The sequence below is a fragment of the Allobosea sp. LC85 genome (assembly GCF_000735605.1).
Taxonomy (GTDB): domain Bacteria; phylum Pseudomonadota; class Alphaproteobacteria; order Rhizobiales; family Beijerinckiaceae; genus Allobosea.
The window spans coordinates 263,376-281,371 of the sequence record NZ_JPKG01000028.1 but is presented as its reverse complement, the minus strand read 5'-3'; the positions used below and the strand labels follow the sequence as shown (position 1 = coordinate 281,371).

The following is a 17,996-nucleotide window of genomic DNA, read 5'->3' as shown; positions in this document are numbered from 1 at the left end:
GCGACCGTCCTGCCGATGCCCCTGACCATGGAACCGATGATGTCCGCTACCGCCCCTCAAGAGACGCTGCTTCTGCGCGAGATCTCGAAGGCCGACGCAATGGCCTGCCATGCATTGTCGCGCGCCGTGAACTGGCCGCACCGGGCAGCAGATTGGGAGATGGTGATCGGCCTTGGTCACGGCGTCGTCGCGACCCTCGGCGAGGAGATCGTCGCAACGGCGCTGTGGTGGCCTTATGGCGAGACCCATGCCACGCTCGGCATGATCATTGTTTCGCCCGCCCATCAGGGTGGAGGCATCGGCAAACGGCTGATGCAGGCGTTGTTCGAGCAGGCTCAGGGGCGCTCGCTGATGCTCAACGCCACCGCCGCTGGGGAGCCGCTCTATGCGAAGCTCGGCTTCGTTCCCTGCGGTGGGGTGCAACAATATCAGGGTGAGGCGCTGGCGATCGCGGCGCCAGTCCTGCAAGCGGGCATGTCGCTTCGCCTTGGTCGCCCAGCGGATCTGGCCCTGTTGGAGCGGCTTGATCTGCAGGCCACCGGACTGGCGCGCAAACCGGCGTTGGCAGTGCTGGTCGCCTGCGGCGAGTGCATCGTGCTGGAGCGGGACGGCCAGCCTGTGGGCTTCAGCATCCTGCGCCGCTTCGGTCGTGGCCTTGTGATCGGACCCGTCGTCGCCATGAAGCGCGAGGATGCGCAAACCCTGATCGCGCATTGGCTGCATGAACAGCGCGGCCAGTTCCTGCGCGTCGATATCCAGGCGGATTCCGAGCTCGAGGACTGGCTGACGGAATGCGGGCTGAAGCCTTCGGGGCTGGTTACGTCGATGGTGCTTGGCGAGACGCCAGACCGACCGGGGCCCATGCGCCTCTACGCGTTGGCCAACCAGGCACTTGGCTGATTTCCGGAGCAGGCAGGTACCATGACGCTGCTTTACAAGTCCGATCCCGCACGCGGCGCCGAATGGGCCAGACTCCTGGCGGCAAAGGCGCCGGATCTGGCGTTCCGCATCTGGCCGGATGTCGGCAATCCCACCGATATCCGTTATCTCGCTGCCTGGATGGCGCCCGACGACATCATGGCACAGTTCCCCAATCTGGAGCTGCTGATCTCGGTCGGGGCCGGCGTCGACCAATTCGATTTCTCGAAGCTGCCGCCGGAGCTTCCGGTCGTGCGCATGGTCGAACCCGGCATCGTCGATGGCATGGTCGAATATGTCACGATGTCGGTGCTGGCGCTGCATCGCGACCTCGTGCCGTATATTGCACAGCAGCGCGACCAGATCTGGCGTCAGATCAGGGTGTGGCCGGCTTCGACCCGTCGCGTCGGGGTTCTCGGGCTCGGCATGCTGGGGGAGGCCGCGTGTCGAAAGCTCGCAGGATTCGGCTTCCAGGTCGCGGGGTGGAGCCGTTCGTGCCGTGAGATCGAGGGCGTCATCTGTTATGCCGGCCCGGACGAAATGACCGATTTCCTCGGCCGCACCGATATCCTGGTCTGCCTGCTGCCCCTGACCGATGAGACGCGCGGCGTGCTGAATGCCGATCTCTTCGCGAAACTGCCGCGCGGGGCGAGGCTGGTGAGTTCCGGGCGTGGCGGCCATCTCGACCAGGATGCACTGCTCGCCGCGCTCGATAGCGGCCAGATCTCGGCGGCGGTGCTGGATGTCACCTCGCCCGAGCCGCTACCCACCGGCCACGTGCTGTGGAACGACCCGCGCGTGCTGATCACCCCGCATATCGCCAGCATGACCCAGCCGGAGACGGCGGTCGACGTTGTGCTCGACAATCTGAGACGCCATCGCGCCGGCGAACCGCTGCTTGGCCTGGTGGACCGCAAACGCGGTTATTGAGGAGAGATCAGTCCATGCTTATGGAACAGCTGAAGGATCGTGGCCTGTTCGTCCAGCGCGCGCTGATCGGTGGCGAGTGGGTCGAGGCCGCGTCAGGCGCGGTGCTGGCGGTGAGCGATCCCGCCGACGGTTCCGAACTCGGTACGATCCCGGCCTGCGGCGAAGCCGAGACGCAGGCCGCCATCGCTGCCGCGGAAGCCGCCTTCCCGGCGTGGCGCGCGCGCCCGGCAGCTGAGCGAGCCGCCTTGCTGGAGCGCTGGCACGATCTCTTGCTGTCGCATGCCGGTGATCTCGCCCGGATCATGACCGCAGAACAGGGCAAGCCGCTGGCGGAAGCCGAGGGCGAGGTGCGCTATGGCGCCGGTTTCATCAAATGGTTCGCCGAGGAGGCCCGGCGCATCTATGGCGGCATCGTGCCGGCTCCGACCGCTGACCGGCGCATCCTTGTGCTCAAGGAGCCGGTCGGCGTCTCCGCTGCGATTACGCCGTGGAACTTTCCCAATGCGATGATCACCCGCAAATGCGCGCCGGCGCTGGCGGCAGGCTGTACCGTCGTGGTCAAGCCATCGGAGCTGACGCCCTATTCGGCATTGGCACTCGGCGTGCTGGCGGCGCGTGCCGGCATCCCCGAGGGCGTGATCAATATCGTCACGGGCCTACCCCATGCGATCGGCGAGACGCTGACCGGCAGCACTAGCGTGCGGAAGCTCTCCTTCACCGGCTCGACGCGGGTCGGTGCGCTGCTGATGCGCCAGTCCTCGGACACGCTGAAGCGGCTCAGCCTCGAACTTGGCGGCAATGCCCCGTTCATCGTCTTCGACGATGCCGATCTCGACATGGCGGTTGCGGGGGCGATCGCCAGCAAGTTCCGCAATGCCGGCCAGACCTGTGTCTGCGCCAATCGCATCCTGGTGCAGGACGGTATTCATGACGCCTTTGCCGCGCGTCTTGCCCGGGCGGTATCGGCAATGCAGGTCGGCGATGGTCGCAAGGATGGGGTCAGTATCGGTCCGCTGATCAATGCTGCTGCGGTGGAAAAAGTCCGGGCGCATGTCGAGGATGCACTATCGCTTGGCGCAAAGCGGGTCGTCGGCGGGGAGGCTGGCTTCGATCCTGCCCGTTTCGTCGCGCCGACCGTGCTGACCGGGGCAAATACACGGATGCGCCTTGCCAATGAGGAGACATTCGGCCCGGTCGCACCGCTGTTCCGGTTCAGGCATGAGGCTGAGGCGATCGAGATCGCCAATGGCACGCCCTATGGCCTGGCAGCCTATTTCTACACCGAGAACCTGCATCGTGCCTGGCGCGTCGGGGAGCGGCTCGAGTTCGGCATGGTCGGGCTCAATACCGGCTCGGTCTCGATGGAGGTTGCGCCCTTCGGCGGCATCAAGCAGTCCGGAATTGGACGCGAAGGCGGCGCGACCGGTATCGAGGAGTATCTGGAGACCAAGAGTTTCCATATGGGCGGGCTGAAGCAAGCCTGAGCAGCGGCGCCTCTCTGAACGCGGAAAGCATGATGTGCTGTCGCTACGTTGCAAATGCGCAGGGGATACCATGTCGGCCCCTTCGCTGAGGCCGACATCATGGCGGCCCGGACCTAGGCTTCTGGCAAGGCGGCAATGCCGTCAGCAGGGAAGAGCCAGTCCATGCATGAGCCAGTTTCCAACGCCGGTGCAGCGCTTTCGGGTCGCATCAGCCCGGGTATCCAGCGTGCTCTCAGCCATATCGAGCGGCACTTCACCGACGCAGTCTATCTTGAGGATATCGCGGTTCTCGCCGGCCTGAGCGTCTGCCGCTTCGTGACGGTATTTCGCCGGCAGGTCGGGCTCACGCCACATCGCTTCATCTGCCACCGGCGTATCCGTTACGCAAAATCGTTGCTGCGCGATGGCGTACCCTTGGCGCTGGCGGCTTCCGAGGCCGGGTTCTTCGACCAGAGCCACCTGTCGCGCCATTTCAAGAGCATATGTGGGGTCACTCCGGGCCGCTACCTGCGCGAGCAGGCGCATGCTACGCGACTGAGGTCCGAGCCTGCTGCCTATGTGCAGGCCGGCGCTGCCTGACCCCTCATCCGCCTCTCGATCTAGAGATCCCCCAGCAAGGCCTGTCTCCATGACCGTCAATTCGCTCGAAGCCCTCGACCGCATGCATTGGGTCCACCCCGTCGCCAACTGGGCCGGGCACGAGAAGCGCGGCGTCACCATCCTGAAGTCGGCACGTGGAGCCTTCATCACCGACGCCGATGGTCACGAGCTGATCGATGGTTTTGCGGGGCTCTGGTGCGTCAATGTCGGCTATGGCCATGACAGCATCGTCGAGGCGGCTGCCGCGCAGATGCGTGAACTGCCCTATGCGACGGGCTATTTCGGCTTCGGCAGCGAACCCGCGATCCGGCTGGCCGCCAAGCTTGCGGAGATCACTCCCGGCGATCTCAACCACATCTATTTCTCCCTCGGCGGTTCGGACGCCGTCGACAGCGCGCTGCGCCTGATCCGCTACTACTACAACGTCACCGGACGACCGGCGAAGAAGCAGATCATCTCGCTGGAGCGGGGCTATCACGGCTCGAGCTCGACTGGAGCGGGCGTCACTGCGCTACCGGCGTTCCATGCCAATTTCGACCTGCCAGCCGAGGGGCAGCACTATATCGCCTCGCCCTATCCCTATCGTAACCCGGCGGGCTCCGACGATGCGGCCGTCATCGCAGCCAGCGTCGCGTCTCTGCGGGCCAAGGTCGAGGAGCTCGGCGCCGACACCGTTGCCGCCTTCTTCTGCGAGCCGGTGCAAGGGTCGGGCGGCGTCGTCGTTCCGCCGAAAGGCTGGCTGAAAGCGATGCGCGATGCTGCGGCCGAACTCGACATCCTCTTCGTCGCCGATGAGGTCATCACCGGCTTCGGCCGCACCGGTCCGATGTTCGCCTGCGAGGCGGAGGGCGTCGTGCCGGACATGATGAGCATGGCCAAGGGCCTGACCTCGGGTTACGCCCCGCTCGGAGCGCTCGCGATCGGCGAGAAGGTCTATCGCGCCATCGCCGACAATGCGCCCGCCGGCGGGCCGGTCGGGCATGGCTATACCTATTCGGGCCATCCCGTCAGCGCCGCTGTCGCGCTCGAGGTGCTGCGCCTCTATGACGAGGGCGGCATCCTCGCCAATGGCCAGCGCGTCGGCGCCTATTTCGAGGGGCGCCTCGCCACGCTCGCCGACCATCCCCTGGTCGGAGAAGTCCGGGCGCGCGGCCTGCTCGCCGGTGTCGAGATCGTTGCCGACAAGGTCACCAGGGAGAAGTTTTCGCGCGCGGTGAAGCTGCCCGACCATCTCTTTGCGCGTGGCTATGCCAATGGCGTGATCTTCCGCGCCTTCGCCGATGACATCATCGGGCTCGCCCCGCCGCTCTGCTGCAGCGAGACGGAGATTGATCTGATCGTCTCTCGGCTGCGCCAGACGCTGGACGACATGCTGGCGCTCCCTGAGGTCAAAGCCGAGTTGAAACTGGTTGAGCTGGCATGATCCTCGCTTTGCTCGGATAGAACGACGTGTTTAGTTTCACGCCACCGGAGTGGTGGCTCGACGTTCGGGTTTGCGCGGGGAGGGCTGGGGTGAGGCTTTCGTGGTGACTCCGGGCGTGCGGCTCGACCGCATCGACATGAAGATTCTGATCGAGCTCCAGAACAACGGCCGCGTGACGAATGTCACGCTGGCCGATGCGGTCGGCTTGTCTCCGAGTCCCTGTCTGCTGAGGGTGAAGCGGCTTGAACAGGCCGGCTTCATTTCTGGCTATGGTGCCACCATCAATCTGCAGAAGCTCGGCGAGACGATCACGGTCTTTACCGAGATCACGCTAGCTGACCATACGAAGGAATATTTCATCCGCTTCGAGACTGGCTTGCGCCGCGTCGACGAGGTGGTGGAGTGCCATATGGTCAGCGGCGGCTATGACTATCTGGTCAAGTTCGTCACCCGCGGGCTGACGCATTATCAGTCGCTGATCGAGACGCTGCTCGATCGCAATCTCGGCATCTCGAAATACTTCAGCTACATCGTCATCAAGACGCCGATCCAGAAATCCGGCTATCCGCTGCCTGTGCTGTTCGACGTTTAGCGGTCAACCCAGGGCCTGGTTGATCAGCCCGAAGGTGTGCATCGTGCCACGCGCAGCATGATTGTTGCCGCGGATCATCGTCGTCACGGTGTCGTGGATCATCATGCCGCAGGATTCGAGGAAACCGCCGAACAGACCCTGCTCCATGGCGGTATCGACCCGGAGGAACTCGCCCTCATGGGCCTGGACATGTGGCCGGGTCAGAGCGATCGCAGCCATATCGTCCTCCGCCACGATCGGCCCGACGACATGGCCGCGCCCGAAGCGGCGGCAAAGCGCGAACCCGACGGCCTCTCCGTTGCGTTCATGGATCGTCCCGATCGATTGCGGCATCAGGGCCTTGATCACCCGCGTCCGATCCGCGCCATAGGCCATCGCATCGAGACGGGCGATGGCGTCGAGATCGTCCACAACCACTGGCCGTACCGTGATCGTGGAATCGGTTGCGGGGCCCGCATCCTCGACGCGGCCCTGATGCTGAAAGACGCGGCCGATCGGCTCGAAGCCGAGCGAGCGGTAGAGCCGGTAGCCTTCACGCGTGGAGTTCAGGCGCAGATCGCGCTGCCCGGATTGTTCGAAGATCGTGTCCATCAGCCGCCGGCCGGCGCCTCGCGCCTGGAGGCGGGGCGAGGTGATCACCATGCCGATCGTGGCGAAATGTTCGCCAAAGGGCCACCACATCGCTGTCCCGAGCGCGCGGCCGATCCGGTCGCAGGCGATGAGGCCGTATCCGACCTCGAACACCAGCCGCCAGTCTTCTGGGCGGTGCGGCCAGGCGACGGCGATCGAGAGTTGGTGTGCCTGGCCGAGATCGGCCTCGGTCATCGCGCGGATATCGATCGCATAGTCGAGTGGGCGCTTGGCCGTTTTGTAATCCACCCTTGCGAGCCTCATCTGGAATGAAACCCAAGTATAGGTGCGCCGCTGGCTTTCGAGAATAGTAAAATTCATACAATACATAGGCTTAGAATGCCGCATGATCGGGCTTCCAAATCGGGCCGCGTCTGGGCAATAGCTTGCGCTGGCCGGTTCGGAACGCCTCTCTGGCCCTGATAGCTGACGCTGACCCGCGGACCGATCGCTGATGAAATTCGAACCCTATTGGCTTGCGACGGCGCCGCGTTTCGGCGCAGGTGCCACAGGTCCGCTGGCGGGCAGTGTCGATGTCGCCATCGTCGGTGGTGGTTTCACCGGGCTCTCCGCGGCCCTGGCCCTGGCAAAATCCGGCGCGAGCGTTGCGGTTCTGGAGGCTGGCCGTGTGATTGGCGAGGCATCCGGCCGCAATGGCGGACACTGCAATAACGGCCTCGCCCATGATCTCGGCGGTCTCGCCGCCAGCCTTGGCCAGGACCGTGCCGTGGCGCTCTACCGGGTCTTCGATGACGCGGTCGATGAGGTCGAGAGGCTGGTCGCGAGCGAGGCGATCGATTGCGATTTTGCCCGTACCGGCAAGATCAAGCTCGCGGCCAAGCCCGAGCATTTCGCCAAGTTGCAGAAGAGCGCCGAGCTGCTGTCGCGCACTGTCGAGCCCGATCTCACCGTGGTTCGGCCGGAGCATATCCGGCAGGAGATCGGCTCCGACGGATTCCATGGCGGACTGGTCTTCCCGCGCAGTGCCCATATGCATATGGGCCGGTTCGGTGTCGGCCTGGCCGATGCGGCTGCGCGGCGTGGCGCGAGCATCTACGAGAATGCCGCCGTGACGGAGCTTCATCGCCTCAATGGTCGTGCGCACAGGGTCGTGACGAGCCGCGGCGAGATCGAGGCCGGGCAGGTGCTGCTTGCGACCGGTGCCTCCCGGCAGGGGCCTTTCGCCTGGCTCAGGCGGCGCATCGTGCCGGTGGGCAGCTTCATCATCGCCACAGCGCCGCTTTCTACCGAGCTCGCCGCGTCGATCCTTCCGATGCGGCGCACCGCGACGACGACGAAGAACATCGGCAACTATTTCCGCCTCACACCGGATAATCGCCTGCTCTTCGGCGGACGCGCTCGTTTCGCACTGTCGAGCCCGAAATCCGACGCGAAGAGCGGCGCGATTCTGCAGGCGCGGATGATTGAACTCTTTCCGCAGCTTTCCGGCGTCCGCATCGACTATTGCTGGGGTGGTCTGGTCGACATGACCTCTGACCGGTTGCCGCGCGCCGGCGAGCGTGGCGGCGTGTTCTATGCGCTGGGTTACAGCGGCCATGGCACCCAGATGTCGGTGCATATGGGGCAGATCATGGCCCGCGTCATGGCCGGGGACGTGAATGCGAATCCACTCGCGGGGCTCGCCTGGTCGGCCGTGCCAGGCCATTTCGGTCCGCCCTGGTTCCTGCCCTTCGTCGGTGCCTATTACCGCTACCAGGACTGGCGCCACTGAGGATGCGTGACACTGGCGAGCCCCATCCTCATTCCGGCTCTCCGCTTCGCGGCTTGTCCGGAATGATGATGGGGCGCGGTGATGATGATGGCGCGCGGTGATTCAGCCGGTATGCTTCAACATCGCTCAAGCAGAACGGAAACTGCCGTCAGCACGGACCGGAATCGAGGCGATCGATCGGCTCTATCCCGATCGCGGCCTGCCGCGTGCGAGGGGCCCATAAGCCCTACGCACCGATGTCGATCAGCACCGTCTTGTGCCGCAGATTGGCCTCGACGGCTTGCCTTCCGAGATCCTTGCCGATGCCTGAGCTTTTGTACCCGCCGGTCGGCAGGATGAAGTCGAGCGTGCGGTTATAGCGATTGATCCAGACCGTGCCCGCCTTGATCTGGCGTACGGCCCGCAGGCCGCGGCCGAGATCGGAGGTGTAGACACCGGCTGCGAGCCCGTATTCGGGGTGGTCGGCGAGGGCGAAGCCTTCCTCCTCGGTTTCGAAGCTCTGGATCGTCAGCACCGGGCCAAAGACCTCCTCACGCACGGCTGCGGTGTCCGCATCGACGCCAGCGAGCAAGGTCGGCTGGTAGAAAGCGCCGCCATGGCCCTCGATCCTGCCGCCACCCATCAGCACCTCGGCGCCCTGGGCGCGGCTGCGGGCAAGGATCGCATCGATGCGCCGGGCCTGAATTTCGGAGATGATCGGCGCAAAGCTCGTCGACGATTTCCAGGTCGGGCCTGGCGCGATGCGCGAGAGACGCGCCAACAGAGCCGAGACCAGGGCGTCGGCGGCCTCCCGCTGAACGATCAGTCGCGAACCCGCCACGCAGGCCTGGCCGGCATTGGCGAGCAGCGAGCTGGCTATGCAGTCCGCTGCCTTGTCGAGATCGGCGTCTGCGAAGACGAGCTGCGGGCTCTTGCCGCCGAGCTCCAGCGTTACCGGCTTGATCCCGGTCTCGGCGGCGGCCTTCATCACGGCGATGCCCGTGCGGGTGGAGCCGGTGAAGGAGAGTTTGGCGATGCCGGGGTGACGGCTGAGTGCGTCGCCCGTCACCGCACCCGTGCCCTGCACGACGTTGAAGATACCAGCCGGAATTCCGGCCTCGACGGCGAGCTCAGCAAGCCTCACGGTCGAGAACGGCGTCAGTTCGGATGGTTTCAGGACGATCGCATTGCCGGCGGCCAGCGCCGGGCCGACCTTCCAGCTCGCCATGCTGAGCGGGAAGTTCCAGGGCGTGATCGCCCCCACCACACCATAGGGCTCGGAGACGATCATGCCGAAATGGTCGGCCCGCGTGGCGGCGACGTCGCCGCCGAGCTTGTCCGCCCATTCGGCGAAGAAGCGGATACCTTCGGCTGTGCCGGCGACGTCGCCGGTCACAGCCTGGGCGATCGGGCGTGTCGACCCCAGCGCCTCCAGCCGGCCGAGTTCCTCGCCCTTCGCCTCGATCAACTCGGCCCAGCGCCGCATGGCACGCGCCCGGTCGCGCGGCGGCTGCGTTGCCCAGCCACTGCGTTTGACCGCAAGCGTTGCATCCTCGACCGCCCGATCAACGACTGCCGCCGATGCGACCGGCAGATCGGCATAGGTTACGGCGTCGGATGGTCGGGCGACGCTGATCCTTTCACCGGGGCCATCGAGGTTGCTGCCGGCGATGAAATGGCCCGTGGCGAAGGTGATGGCGTCAGGGTCGAAATCGCGCATCGGCGTCAGAGCCCGAGCAGGCCTGGCAGGCCGCCGATGTCCTTGATTTCGTGGTAGCCGTAAGCGGGAATGCCGGGCTCATGACCGCGATTGACGAAGACCCGCTGACCGATCTTCAGGTCGTAGGCGCTCATCAGGTCGTAGCGCAGGCTGGACGAGCAGTGCACGACGTCTTCAGGTCCGCAGCCCAGCATGTCGAACATGTATTCGAAGGCCTGCAGGCGGGGCTTGTAGGCCTGTGCCTCCTCTGCGGTATAGGCCGCGTGGAAGGGAGCGCCGAGCTTGACGACCGAGTGCGGGATCAGCTCCTTCATCGAATTCGAGAGGATGACGAGGGGGAATTCCCTGGCGACCTTGGCGAGGCCTGCCGGCACATCCGGATGCGGGCTCCAACTTGGGATCTCGTCGTAGATCGCCTGGGCGTCGGCCGGGTCGAACGTGATCTTCCAGGCCTTGCAACTGCGCTCCACCGAATTGTGGACCACCTCGATGAACGGCTTCCAGGCGCCAAGGACCTCGTCCAGGCGAAACCCCCTGAAGCTCTCGCAGAAACCGTTCATGACCTCGGGGGACAGGCGTGCGCCATAGACGCGCCGCGCCGCCGGGCCCATTTCGAAATTGATCAGCGTGCCATAGCAATCGAAGGTCACGAATTTCGGCCGCAGGGTGCTCATCGCGTCTCCCATCATCAGAAGTTGTCGCGCCAGCACGATCTGCCGCGTTGCATCCAAGACTAGTGCCGACGGGCAGGCACGGACTTGGAATTGCGTCCGGCCGAACAAAGATTCTGCCGATCACCTACCCCGGATCAGCATGTATTGCCGCCGGCTGCGAGCGGGTCATTCCACTCTGATTGGCGCCTGCCATGACGGGCGGGGGCGTCTCGAGCATCGCAACGGTGGGGCAAACTGGGGCGGCCAAGCGGCGTTCAGAATTCGCCGATCTCGCCCCGCGAGCCATCGATCAGGCGCGAATGCCGGAAGGGTCGCGGGTCGACGATGGGCCTGTCCCCCACGGCGAGATCGGCAGCCAGATGGCCGGCCGCGGGCCCGAGTCCAAAGCCGTGCCCACTGAAGCCGGCCGCCAGCACGAAGCCCTGCAGACCCGCGACAGGCGAGATCACCGGCACGGCGTCTGGCGTTGAATCGATATAGCTGCCCCAGCTCTCGCGCACGGCGATGTTTTGAAGTGCGGGGTAGAGCGCCCGCGCCCGTGCCAGGGTCAGCGCAACGGACTTGCGGCTCGGCACGGGGTCGAGCACCCGGATGCGTTCGAAGGGTGTCTCCCTGTCGAAAGCCCAGCTTCCGAACGCTTCCGGCCCCTTGAAGAAGGAGGCGCCGAGGCCGAACTCGACCGCCTTCAGCCGTTTGATGAACATCGGCAGGAACTCGCGCGCATAGCGCAATCCCTGCGGCGTGACTTCAAGAGTGCCCTTGCCGCTGATGGCGATCGTGTAGCTGCCGTCGAGCCGACGCGTCAGGGCGCAATCGGGGGTGTAGAGCGCATCGAGCAACTGGGGCGCGACTTCCGTCCGCAAAATGGTCGAGCGGATGCTCGCCTGCGGAAACCGAATGCCATGGCGCCGGCAGAAGGCTGATGCCCAGGCGCCGCCGGAAAGGATCACCGAGCGCGTTCGAATCAACCCCTTCTCGGTGATCACGCCGGAGACCGCACCATTCGTGATGTCGAGGCCGCGCGCAGCACAATCCTGGTGGATGCTCGCGCCGTGCGAGCGGGCGCCTTCTGCGAGTACAGGTGCGGCGCGTGCGGGCTCTGCCGTGCCGTCGCTGACCGAATGGACCCCACCGAGCCAGGAGTGGCCCGTACCGCCCGTCATGGCCGCTGCCTCGCTGCCGGAAAGCATGCGGGTATCGATGCCGAACTGCCGCGCCGTTTCGCGCCACATTTCCCATTGCGCGATCTGGCCGGCGTCATTGCTGGCATAGATGAGTCCGCTGCGCCTGAAGCCGATATCACTGCCGATTTCGTGGCTGAATTTGGCCCAAAGCTCCATCGCGCGCATGGCAAGGGGCAGTTCGCGGGCGTCGCGGTTCTGCTGGCGGCACCAGCCCCAGTTCCGGCTCGACTGTTCGCCGCCGACGACACCCTTCTCGACGAGGGCTACGCTGTGCCCACGCTTCGCCAGGAAATAGGCTGCCGCGCTGCCGACGATTCCGGCGCCGATCACGACGATATCGGCCTCGGTGGGCAGGCGCGCATTGCTGGCGATGCGTTCAAGGGTCGGTGACATAAATGGGGAACTCCGGCAGGTTTCGTCGGAAGGTTAGCGACCGCGCTGCCGGCGGCATTGGATCATCTTTGCATCGATACCGGGCGCAATGCCGCAGTGCGGTCTCGATGCCGAACGCCGGATGCACCTGCGGCGAGATCTGCACGCGATGCCGTGGTTTGCCTTCAAGACATTGCAGGGCGCGGACGCGTCACATCATGCCGGGCTCGCCGAGATCGGTCCCATCGATCATACGGCTGTAGCGATAGGGGCGTGGGTCGACGATCGGGGTGTCGTTGGCCACGATGTCGGCGGCAAGGCGCCCTGCGGCCGGGCCGATCCCGAAGCCATGACCGCTATAGCCCGTCGAGATATAGAAGCCGGGCAGGGCGGCGACGCCGGATATGACCGGAATCCAGTCCGGGGTGAAATCGACCAGCCCGCCATATTTATGCGCGACCTTCACATTGGCGAGCTGCGGATAGAGTTGCCCGAGCCGCCTCAGGGCAAAGCTGATCAGCTCCTCCTGTGCTGGCGGATCGAAGGTGCGGATCCGCTCGAAGGGAGAGATGCCATCATTGCTCCAGCGGGAGATCGCCTCCGGCCCGGCGAAGAAGGACCGGCCGGCGCGGATGGTGAGGCCCCCGCGCCGCTTCTTGAAGGTGCGCCAGAACTGCTGGGCGTAGAGCATGCCCTGCGGGGTGAGTTCGAGCAGGCCGCGTCCACTAATGCCGACCGTATAACCGCCATCGAGCCGGCGGCGAAAGGTGAGGTCGGGCATCGACAGCCCGCCCTCGATCACCTGCGGTGCGGCCTCCGTGAAAAAGGAGGTTGAGCGCACGCCGGCCTGAGGCAGCTTGATGCCGTGGTGGCGGCAGAACATCGAGCTCCAGGCCCCGCCGGCGCAGAGCACTGCACTGGTCCGGATCGTGCCCTTTTCGGTGACGACGGCCGAAACCTTGCCGCCCTCGGTCTCCAGTCCACGTGCGGCACAGTTCTGATGAATGGTCGCGCCACGCTTGCGTGCCCCTTCGGCGATGGCGGGGGTCGCAAGCGCGGGCTCGGCCCGCCCGTCGGTCGGCGAATGCACTCCGCCGATCCAGTTCTCCGCGCTGCCCGGCGACATGGCCTTGGCCTCGGCAGCAGTCAGCATCCGGCTATGCATCTGATACTCGCGCGCGCGGTCGGCCCAGTTCGACCATAGGTCGAGATCGGATTGTTTGGTCGTGACATAGAGCAGCCCGGTGCGGCGGAAGCCCGTCTCGGCCCCGAGCTCCTTGTTCAGCCCGTTCCACATCTCGACGGCGCGCTGCGCCAGCGGCAATTCGCGCAGGTCGCGGTTCTGCTGGCGGCACCAGCCCCAGTTCCGGCTCGATTGCTCGCCGGCGAGGTGCCCCTTCTCGACCAGTGCGACCGAGTGCCCCTTCTTTGCCAGCTCATAGGCCGCGCTGGTGCCGGCGATGCCACCGCCAATCACCACCACATCGGCGGATTTCGGCAGCGTCTCGTTGCTGCGAACGCGCGTGACCGGAGGAGACATAGGCTGGCTTTCCTTGCGATGCGGGGCAGCGCCGCGCGGCCGACGACCAATCCCTCCGCACGGCTGATCCGAATTTGGTCGGTTCGATAAGACCCGATCCAGTGCAGAACCCTGTGCCAAAGACGATGGTTGAATCGGCAGATTCTACCTGGTCGACCGGCGTGATCGGCATCCGAAGCCGGTGGTCGAGGGCGTACCCTGGGTACGCGGTTGAGGGATCGGCCGCGCCCGCGAATGACTCGCCGGATGAAGCGGGCGGCGTGGATGCGCGATCGATTCCGCCTGAGCTGCCCGGATCGCCCGGGACTTCCGCAAAACAAGCAAAGAGGGGTTACCGGATGACCAAGCACTCCGACGGAACGACCGGTTCGGCCTTCCCGATGCCGGCATTGCATCGCCGGCATATTCTCGCGCTCGGAGCGGGTGGCCTTCTCGCCGCCTCGGGATTTGGCGCCAGCGCCCAGACCAAGCCTGCTCCGCCGCCGCCCGCCAAACCGACCGGCCAGGTCGTCGTCGGCTTGTCGCAGGAGCCGACCGCATTCAACCCGCTGATGCCCGGCATCGAGGTCGACGAGACCGTCTGGATGCAGGTCTTCAACACGATGTGGCTCGCCGACCCTCAGGGCAACCTGATGCCCGATCTCGCAACCGAGGTGCCGAGCGAGGCCAATGGCGGCATCTCGGAAGGAGGCCTGGCCTGGAAGGTCAAACTGCGCGAGGGCATCACCTGGCATGACGGGACGCCCTTCACCGCCGAGGACGTGAAATACACGCTCGAGCTGATCAATGCGCCGGGCTTCAAGAGCCGCACCCGCGTTGGCCATGCGCTGGTCAAGGATATCGTGGTCAAGGGACCGCACGAAATCTCATGGCGCATGGAGAAGGCCTACGCGCCCTATCTCGCGCTGCTCTCCAATACCTTCATCGTGCCCAAGCATCTGCTCGAGAAGGCCAGCGACCCGAATACCGCACCCTTCAACGGAGCTCCGGTCGGTACTGGGCCCTTCAAATGGGGGCAGCGCACGCCGGGCGACAACATCACGCTCGTCGCGAATGAGCGCTATCACGGCAAGGGGCCCTATCTGGAGAAGGCCGTCCTCAAATATGTGCCGGACCAGACGGCGCTCTATGCGCAGTTCCGCACGGGGCAAGTCGATCTCATCATCGGCACCGGCATCCCGGCGAATTTCTATGCCGAGGCCGTGAAGCTGCCTGGCCGCAAGATCGTGAAGATCCCGAACGCCTCGCTCGAAATCCTGATGCCCAATCTGGAGCATCCGGCCTTGTCCGAGAAGGCGGTCCGCCAAGCGCTCTACGCCTCGATCAACAAGCAGGCGATCATCGACGTCATCTTCTATGGCCTGCACAAGCCGACCGAGTCCTTCGCCCCTCAGGAATCCTGGGCCTACAATCCCAATTTGCCGCAGCAGAGCTACGACCTCGCCAAGGCCAACAAGCTGCTCGACGATGCTGGCTGGAAGCGCTCCGGCTCGGGCACGCGCATGAAGAACGGCGTGCCGCTCGAATTCGCGGTCTCGACGACCACCGGCGCCTCGCTACGCGAGCAGTGCCAGCAACTTATGATGCAGGACTGGCAGCAGGTCGGCGTCTCGATGAAGATCAACAACATGCCGGCTGCGGTGATCTGGGGGGAGTTCTATACGCGCTCGAAGTTCCAGTCGCTCCTGGTCGGCACCGCCTTTCGCACCGTGATCGATCCCGATCCCGCCTCGCGTTTCGCCTCTGATGCGATCCCCGCCAAGAGCGGCAGCGGCGCCAACCAGATGCAGTGGCAGAATGCCGAAGTCGACAAGTTGCTGAAGGAGGGGCAGGAAACTTTCGACCAGGAGAAGCGCAAGGCGGTCTACTGGAAATTGCAGGAGATTGTCCGCGAGGAACTGCCGATCCTGCCGATCTATCAATACGTTCCGGTCGAGGGCTACAAGGAAGGGCTCATCGGCTATGAACCCAATATCAATGCCCGCCAGAACACCTGGAACATGGGCAGCTGGTACTGGGCGCGCTGAGACCATGAACAGACCCGCCCGGAACACCGCGCCATGAGCACCTTTCTCGTGCGAAGGCTGCTGCAGGCGCTCGTCCTGCTGCTGATCGTCTCGATGATCGGTTTCGCGATCCTGCATCTCGCTCCGGGCGGGCCGCTCTCGCAATTCGCCGCCGGCGGCGACATGACCCAGGCCGATCTCGACCGCATCGCCGAACAGCTTGGCCTCAACCGCCCGCTGCCGGTGCAATATGCGGAATGGCTCTGGCGCATGCTGCGCGGCGACTGGGGGCTATCCTATCGCGACCATCAGCCGGTGCTGCACATCATCGCCTCCCATATCGGCGCGACGCTGGAGCTGATGCTGACCTCGACGCTGCTCGCCATGCTGCTCGGCGCCTGGGTCGGCATCCTCGGCGCGGTCAAGCGCTATTCGGTCTTCGACTCGCTGGCGACGATCGGCGCCATGATCGCGCTCTCGATCCCGACCTTCTGGTTCGGCCTCGTCATCATCTATGTCTTCTCGGTCGGGCTCGGCTGGCTGCCCGCCGGCAACCGCTACACGGTCGGCGATGGTTCGGTGCTCAACCGCATCCATCACCTGATCGGACCATGCATCGTGCTCGCGCTGGTCTCGACGGCGGTGTGGAGCCGCTACATGCGTTCCTCGATGCTTGAGGTCGTCAATCAGGACTATATCCGCACCGCCCGGGCCAAGGGCGTGCCGGAGCGCCAGGTTCTGCTACGGCACGCCTTTCGCAATGCGCTGCTGCCGATGATCACGATCACCGGCCTGCATGTGCCGACACTACTCTCGGGTGCGCTGGTGACCGAGACGGTCTTCACCTGGCCGGGAATGGGGAGGCTCTTCCTCGACTCGATCAGTTACCGCGACTACCCGACCGTGATGGGCATCCTGATGTTCACCGCCGTGCTGGTGCTGCTCGGTAGCCTGATCGCCGACCTGCTCTATGGGCTCGCCGATCCGCGCATTGCGAGGAATGGCTGATGAGCGCTGATCTCACCGGTGTCGCCGAAATCCGGACGGCAGCTTCGCCCTTCTTCTGGAACAGCCCAGGCTTTCGCCGTTTCCGCCAGCACCGGCTGGCGGTTTTCGGCGCCGTGGCAATCGTGGCGATGACGCTCGCCTGCATCTTCGGACCGATGCTGCTGCCCTATAGCGACACGTTCATCGACATCCGGCAGCGCTTCGCGCCGCCCTTCTCGGGCCCGCATGTGCTCGGCACCGATCCGCTCGGGCGAGATATCCTGGCGCGGCTACTGATGGCCGGGCGGATTTCACTCGCAGTCGGGTTTTCCGCCATGTTGATCAGCATGGCGACCGGCATCTGCATCGGCATGATCGCCGGATTCTACGAAGGTGCGGTCGGTGCCGCCCTGATGCGCTTCGTCGACGCGATGCTCTGCTTCCCCTCGATCTTCCTGCTGCTTGCGATTTCGGCCCTGATTTCACCGTCGGTGCCCTCGATCGTCATGCTGATCGCGATGACCTCGTGGATGGAGGTGGCGCGGGTCGTCGAGGCCCAGATAAAATCGCTCCGTACGCGCGATTACGTGGTTGCAGCGGTCGCGATGGGCGCCAGCAACGGCCGCATCATGTTTCGTCAGTTGCTGCCGAACGCGATTGCACCGATCGTCGTCGCCGCGACGCTGAACGTCGCCCATGCGATCCTGGCCGAGAGCTATATCAGCTTCCTCGGCTACGGCATCCAGCCGCCGACGCCGAGCTGGGGCAACATGCTGGAGAACGCCCAAAGCTATCTCACCAGCGCGCCCTGGCTTGCGATCCTGCCCGGCGCCGCAATCACGCTCGCCGTTACGAGCTTCAACTTCGTTGGTGACGGCTTGCGCGACGCGCTCGATCCCAGAATGGACCTGCCGTGACCTCGCAGGCTGGCGGTCTCGAAGGGGAGGCGCATCGCTGCGGGCTGCTCGTGCCACTCGATTGGATCATCGGACCGGATATCGTATCCGGTCCGATGATCCAATCTTCTGTGACTGCATCGGCTTTCCCAAAAACCGCGATCCACTTTTCGGGCCGATGCTTTGGGCCGCACGTTTCCCAAATGCGTTCCCGGCGTGCCTCTGTGCTGAGATGACGCGCGGATTTTGCTTGCTTGGCGTCGTGAAGGAGCGCTCATTGCATTGCCGCTTCCGTTCAATCTGAACCGAGGGCGGGCCGCGGTGCCAGG

At 64.8% G+C, this 17,996-nt stretch carries 15 protein-coding genes; 10 read left to right on the top strand and 5 right to left on the bottom strand.

The genetic code is table 11. From position 1 onward, the window contains the following. Window positions 1-39 precede the first annotated feature (39 nt). The 6 genes from FG93_RS14885 (at window position 40) to FG93_RS14860 (ending at window position 5,947) form a co-directional block, all read left to right on the top strand. Window positions 40-900 (top strand): GNAT family N-acetyltransferase, encoded by an 861-nt coding sequence (locus tag FG93_RS14885; RefSeq protein WP_043235667.1) that lies wholly within the window; start codon window positions 40-42, stop codon window positions 898-900. Between the two features lie 21 nt (window positions 901-921). Next, window positions 922-1,848 (top strand): glyoxylate/hydroxypyruvate reductase A, encoded by a 927-nt coding sequence (locus FG93_RS14880; RefSeq protein ID WP_043235535.1) that lies wholly within the window; start codon window positions 922-924, stop codon window positions 1,846-1,848. A 20-nt stretch (window positions 1,849-1,868) separates the two neighbouring features. After that, window positions 1,869-3,332: an NAD-dependent succinate-semialdehyde dehydrogenase gene (locus tag FG93_RS14875; RefSeq protein ID WP_043235533.1), complete on the top strand. Its 1,464-nt coding sequence runs from the start codon at window positions 1,869-1,871 to the stop codon at window positions 3,330-3,332. Window positions 3,333-3,494: 162 nt separating this feature from the next. Further along, entirely contained in the window at window positions 3,495-3,911 is a 417-nt protein-coding gene (locus FG93_RS14870; protein ID WP_052513778.1) for a helix-turn-helix transcriptional regulator, read from the top strand. A 49-nt stretch (window positions 3,912-3,960) separates the two neighbouring features. Continuing rightward, window positions 3,961-5,355, top strand: a complete 1,395-nt coding sequence (locus FG93_RS14865; protein WP_043235531.1) for an aminotransferase class III-fold pyridoxal phosphate-dependent enzyme — start codon at window positions 3,961-3,963, stop codon at window positions 5,353-5,355. A gap of 103 nt (window positions 5,356-5,458) precedes the next feature. After that, a complete protein-coding gene (locus FG93_RS14860; RefSeq protein WP_043235663.1) occupies window positions 5,459-5,947 on the top strand; it encodes an Lrp/AsnC family transcriptional regulator in 489 nt (162 codons plus the stop codon). A 3-nt stretch (window positions 5,948-5,950) separates the two neighbouring features. Here FG93_RS14860 and FG93_RS14855 read toward each other — a convergent pair whose 3' ends face one another. Continuing rightward, window positions 5,951-6,826, bottom strand: coding sequence for a GNAT family N-acetyltransferase (locus tag FG93_RS14855; RefSeq protein ID WP_161783824.1), 876 nt, complete (start codon window positions 6,824-6,826; stop codon window positions 5,951-5,953). Window positions 6,827-7,031: 205 nt separating this feature from the next. Here FG93_RS14855 and FG93_RS14850 point away from each other — a divergent pair, with 205 nt between their 5' ends. Further along, window positions 7,032-8,309, top strand: a complete 1,278-nt coding sequence (locus tag FG93_RS14850; protein ID WP_043235526.1) for an FAD-binding oxidoreductase — start codon at window positions 7,032-7,034, stop codon at window positions 8,307-8,309. 226 nt (window positions 8,310-8,535) lie between these two features. Here FG93_RS14850 and FG93_RS14845 read toward each other — a convergent pair whose 3' ends face one another. The 4 genes from FG93_RS14845 to FG93_RS14830 all read right to left on the bottom strand — a co-directional run bounded on the left by FG93_RS14845 (window position 8,536) and on the right by FG93_RS14830 (window position 13,778). Then, window positions 8,536-10,008 (bottom strand): aldehyde dehydrogenase, encoded by a 1,473-nt coding sequence (locus FG93_RS14845; RefSeq protein WP_043235525.1) that lies wholly within the window; start codon window positions 10,006-10,008, stop codon window positions 8,536-8,538. 5 nt (window positions 10,009-10,013) lie between these two features. Further along, a complete protein-coding gene (locus FG93_RS14840; protein WP_043235660.1) occupies window positions 10,014-10,682 on the bottom strand; it encodes a haloacid dehalogenase type II in 669 nt (222 codons plus the stop codon). A 254-nt stretch (window positions 10,683-10,936) separates the two neighbouring features. Then, complete coding sequence (locus FG93_RS14835; RefSeq protein ID WP_043235524.1) at window positions 10,937-12,259, bottom strand: FAD-binding oxidoreductase; 1,323 nt, start codon at window positions 12,257-12,259, stop codon at window positions 10,937-10,939. Between the two features lie 190 nt (window positions 12,260-12,449). Beyond that, on the bottom strand, window positions 12,450-13,778 hold the full coding sequence (locus FG93_RS14830; protein WP_043235523.1) for an FAD-binding oxidoreductase: 1,329 nt from the start codon (window positions 13,776-13,778) through the stop codon (window positions 12,450-12,452). A 338-nt stretch (window positions 13,779-14,116) separates the two neighbouring features. On the opposite strand from FG93_RS14830, the gene FG93_RS14825 reads away from it, so the two are divergent. From FG93_RS14825 to FG93_RS14815, 3 genes are read left to right on the top strand one after another with little or no spacing between them, the layout of a single operon-like run. After that, entirely contained in the window at window positions 14,117-15,805 is a 1,689-nt protein-coding gene (locus FG93_RS14825) for a peptide ABC transporter substrate-binding protein (protein ID WP_081881554.1), read from the top strand. 33 nt (window positions 15,806-15,838) lie between these two features. Continuing rightward, entirely contained in the window at window positions 15,839-16,792 is a 954-nt protein-coding gene (locus tag FG93_RS14820; RefSeq protein ID WP_043235521.1) for an ABC transporter permease, read from the top strand. Next, complete coding sequence (locus FG93_RS14815) at window positions 16,792-17,688, top strand: ABC transporter permease (RefSeq protein WP_052513777.1); 897 nt, start codon at window positions 16,792-16,794, stop codon at window positions 17,686-17,688. Before FG93_RS14820 ends, FG93_RS14815 begins: the two co-directional genes overlap by 1 nt. Window positions 17,689-17,996 lie beyond the last annotated feature (308 nt).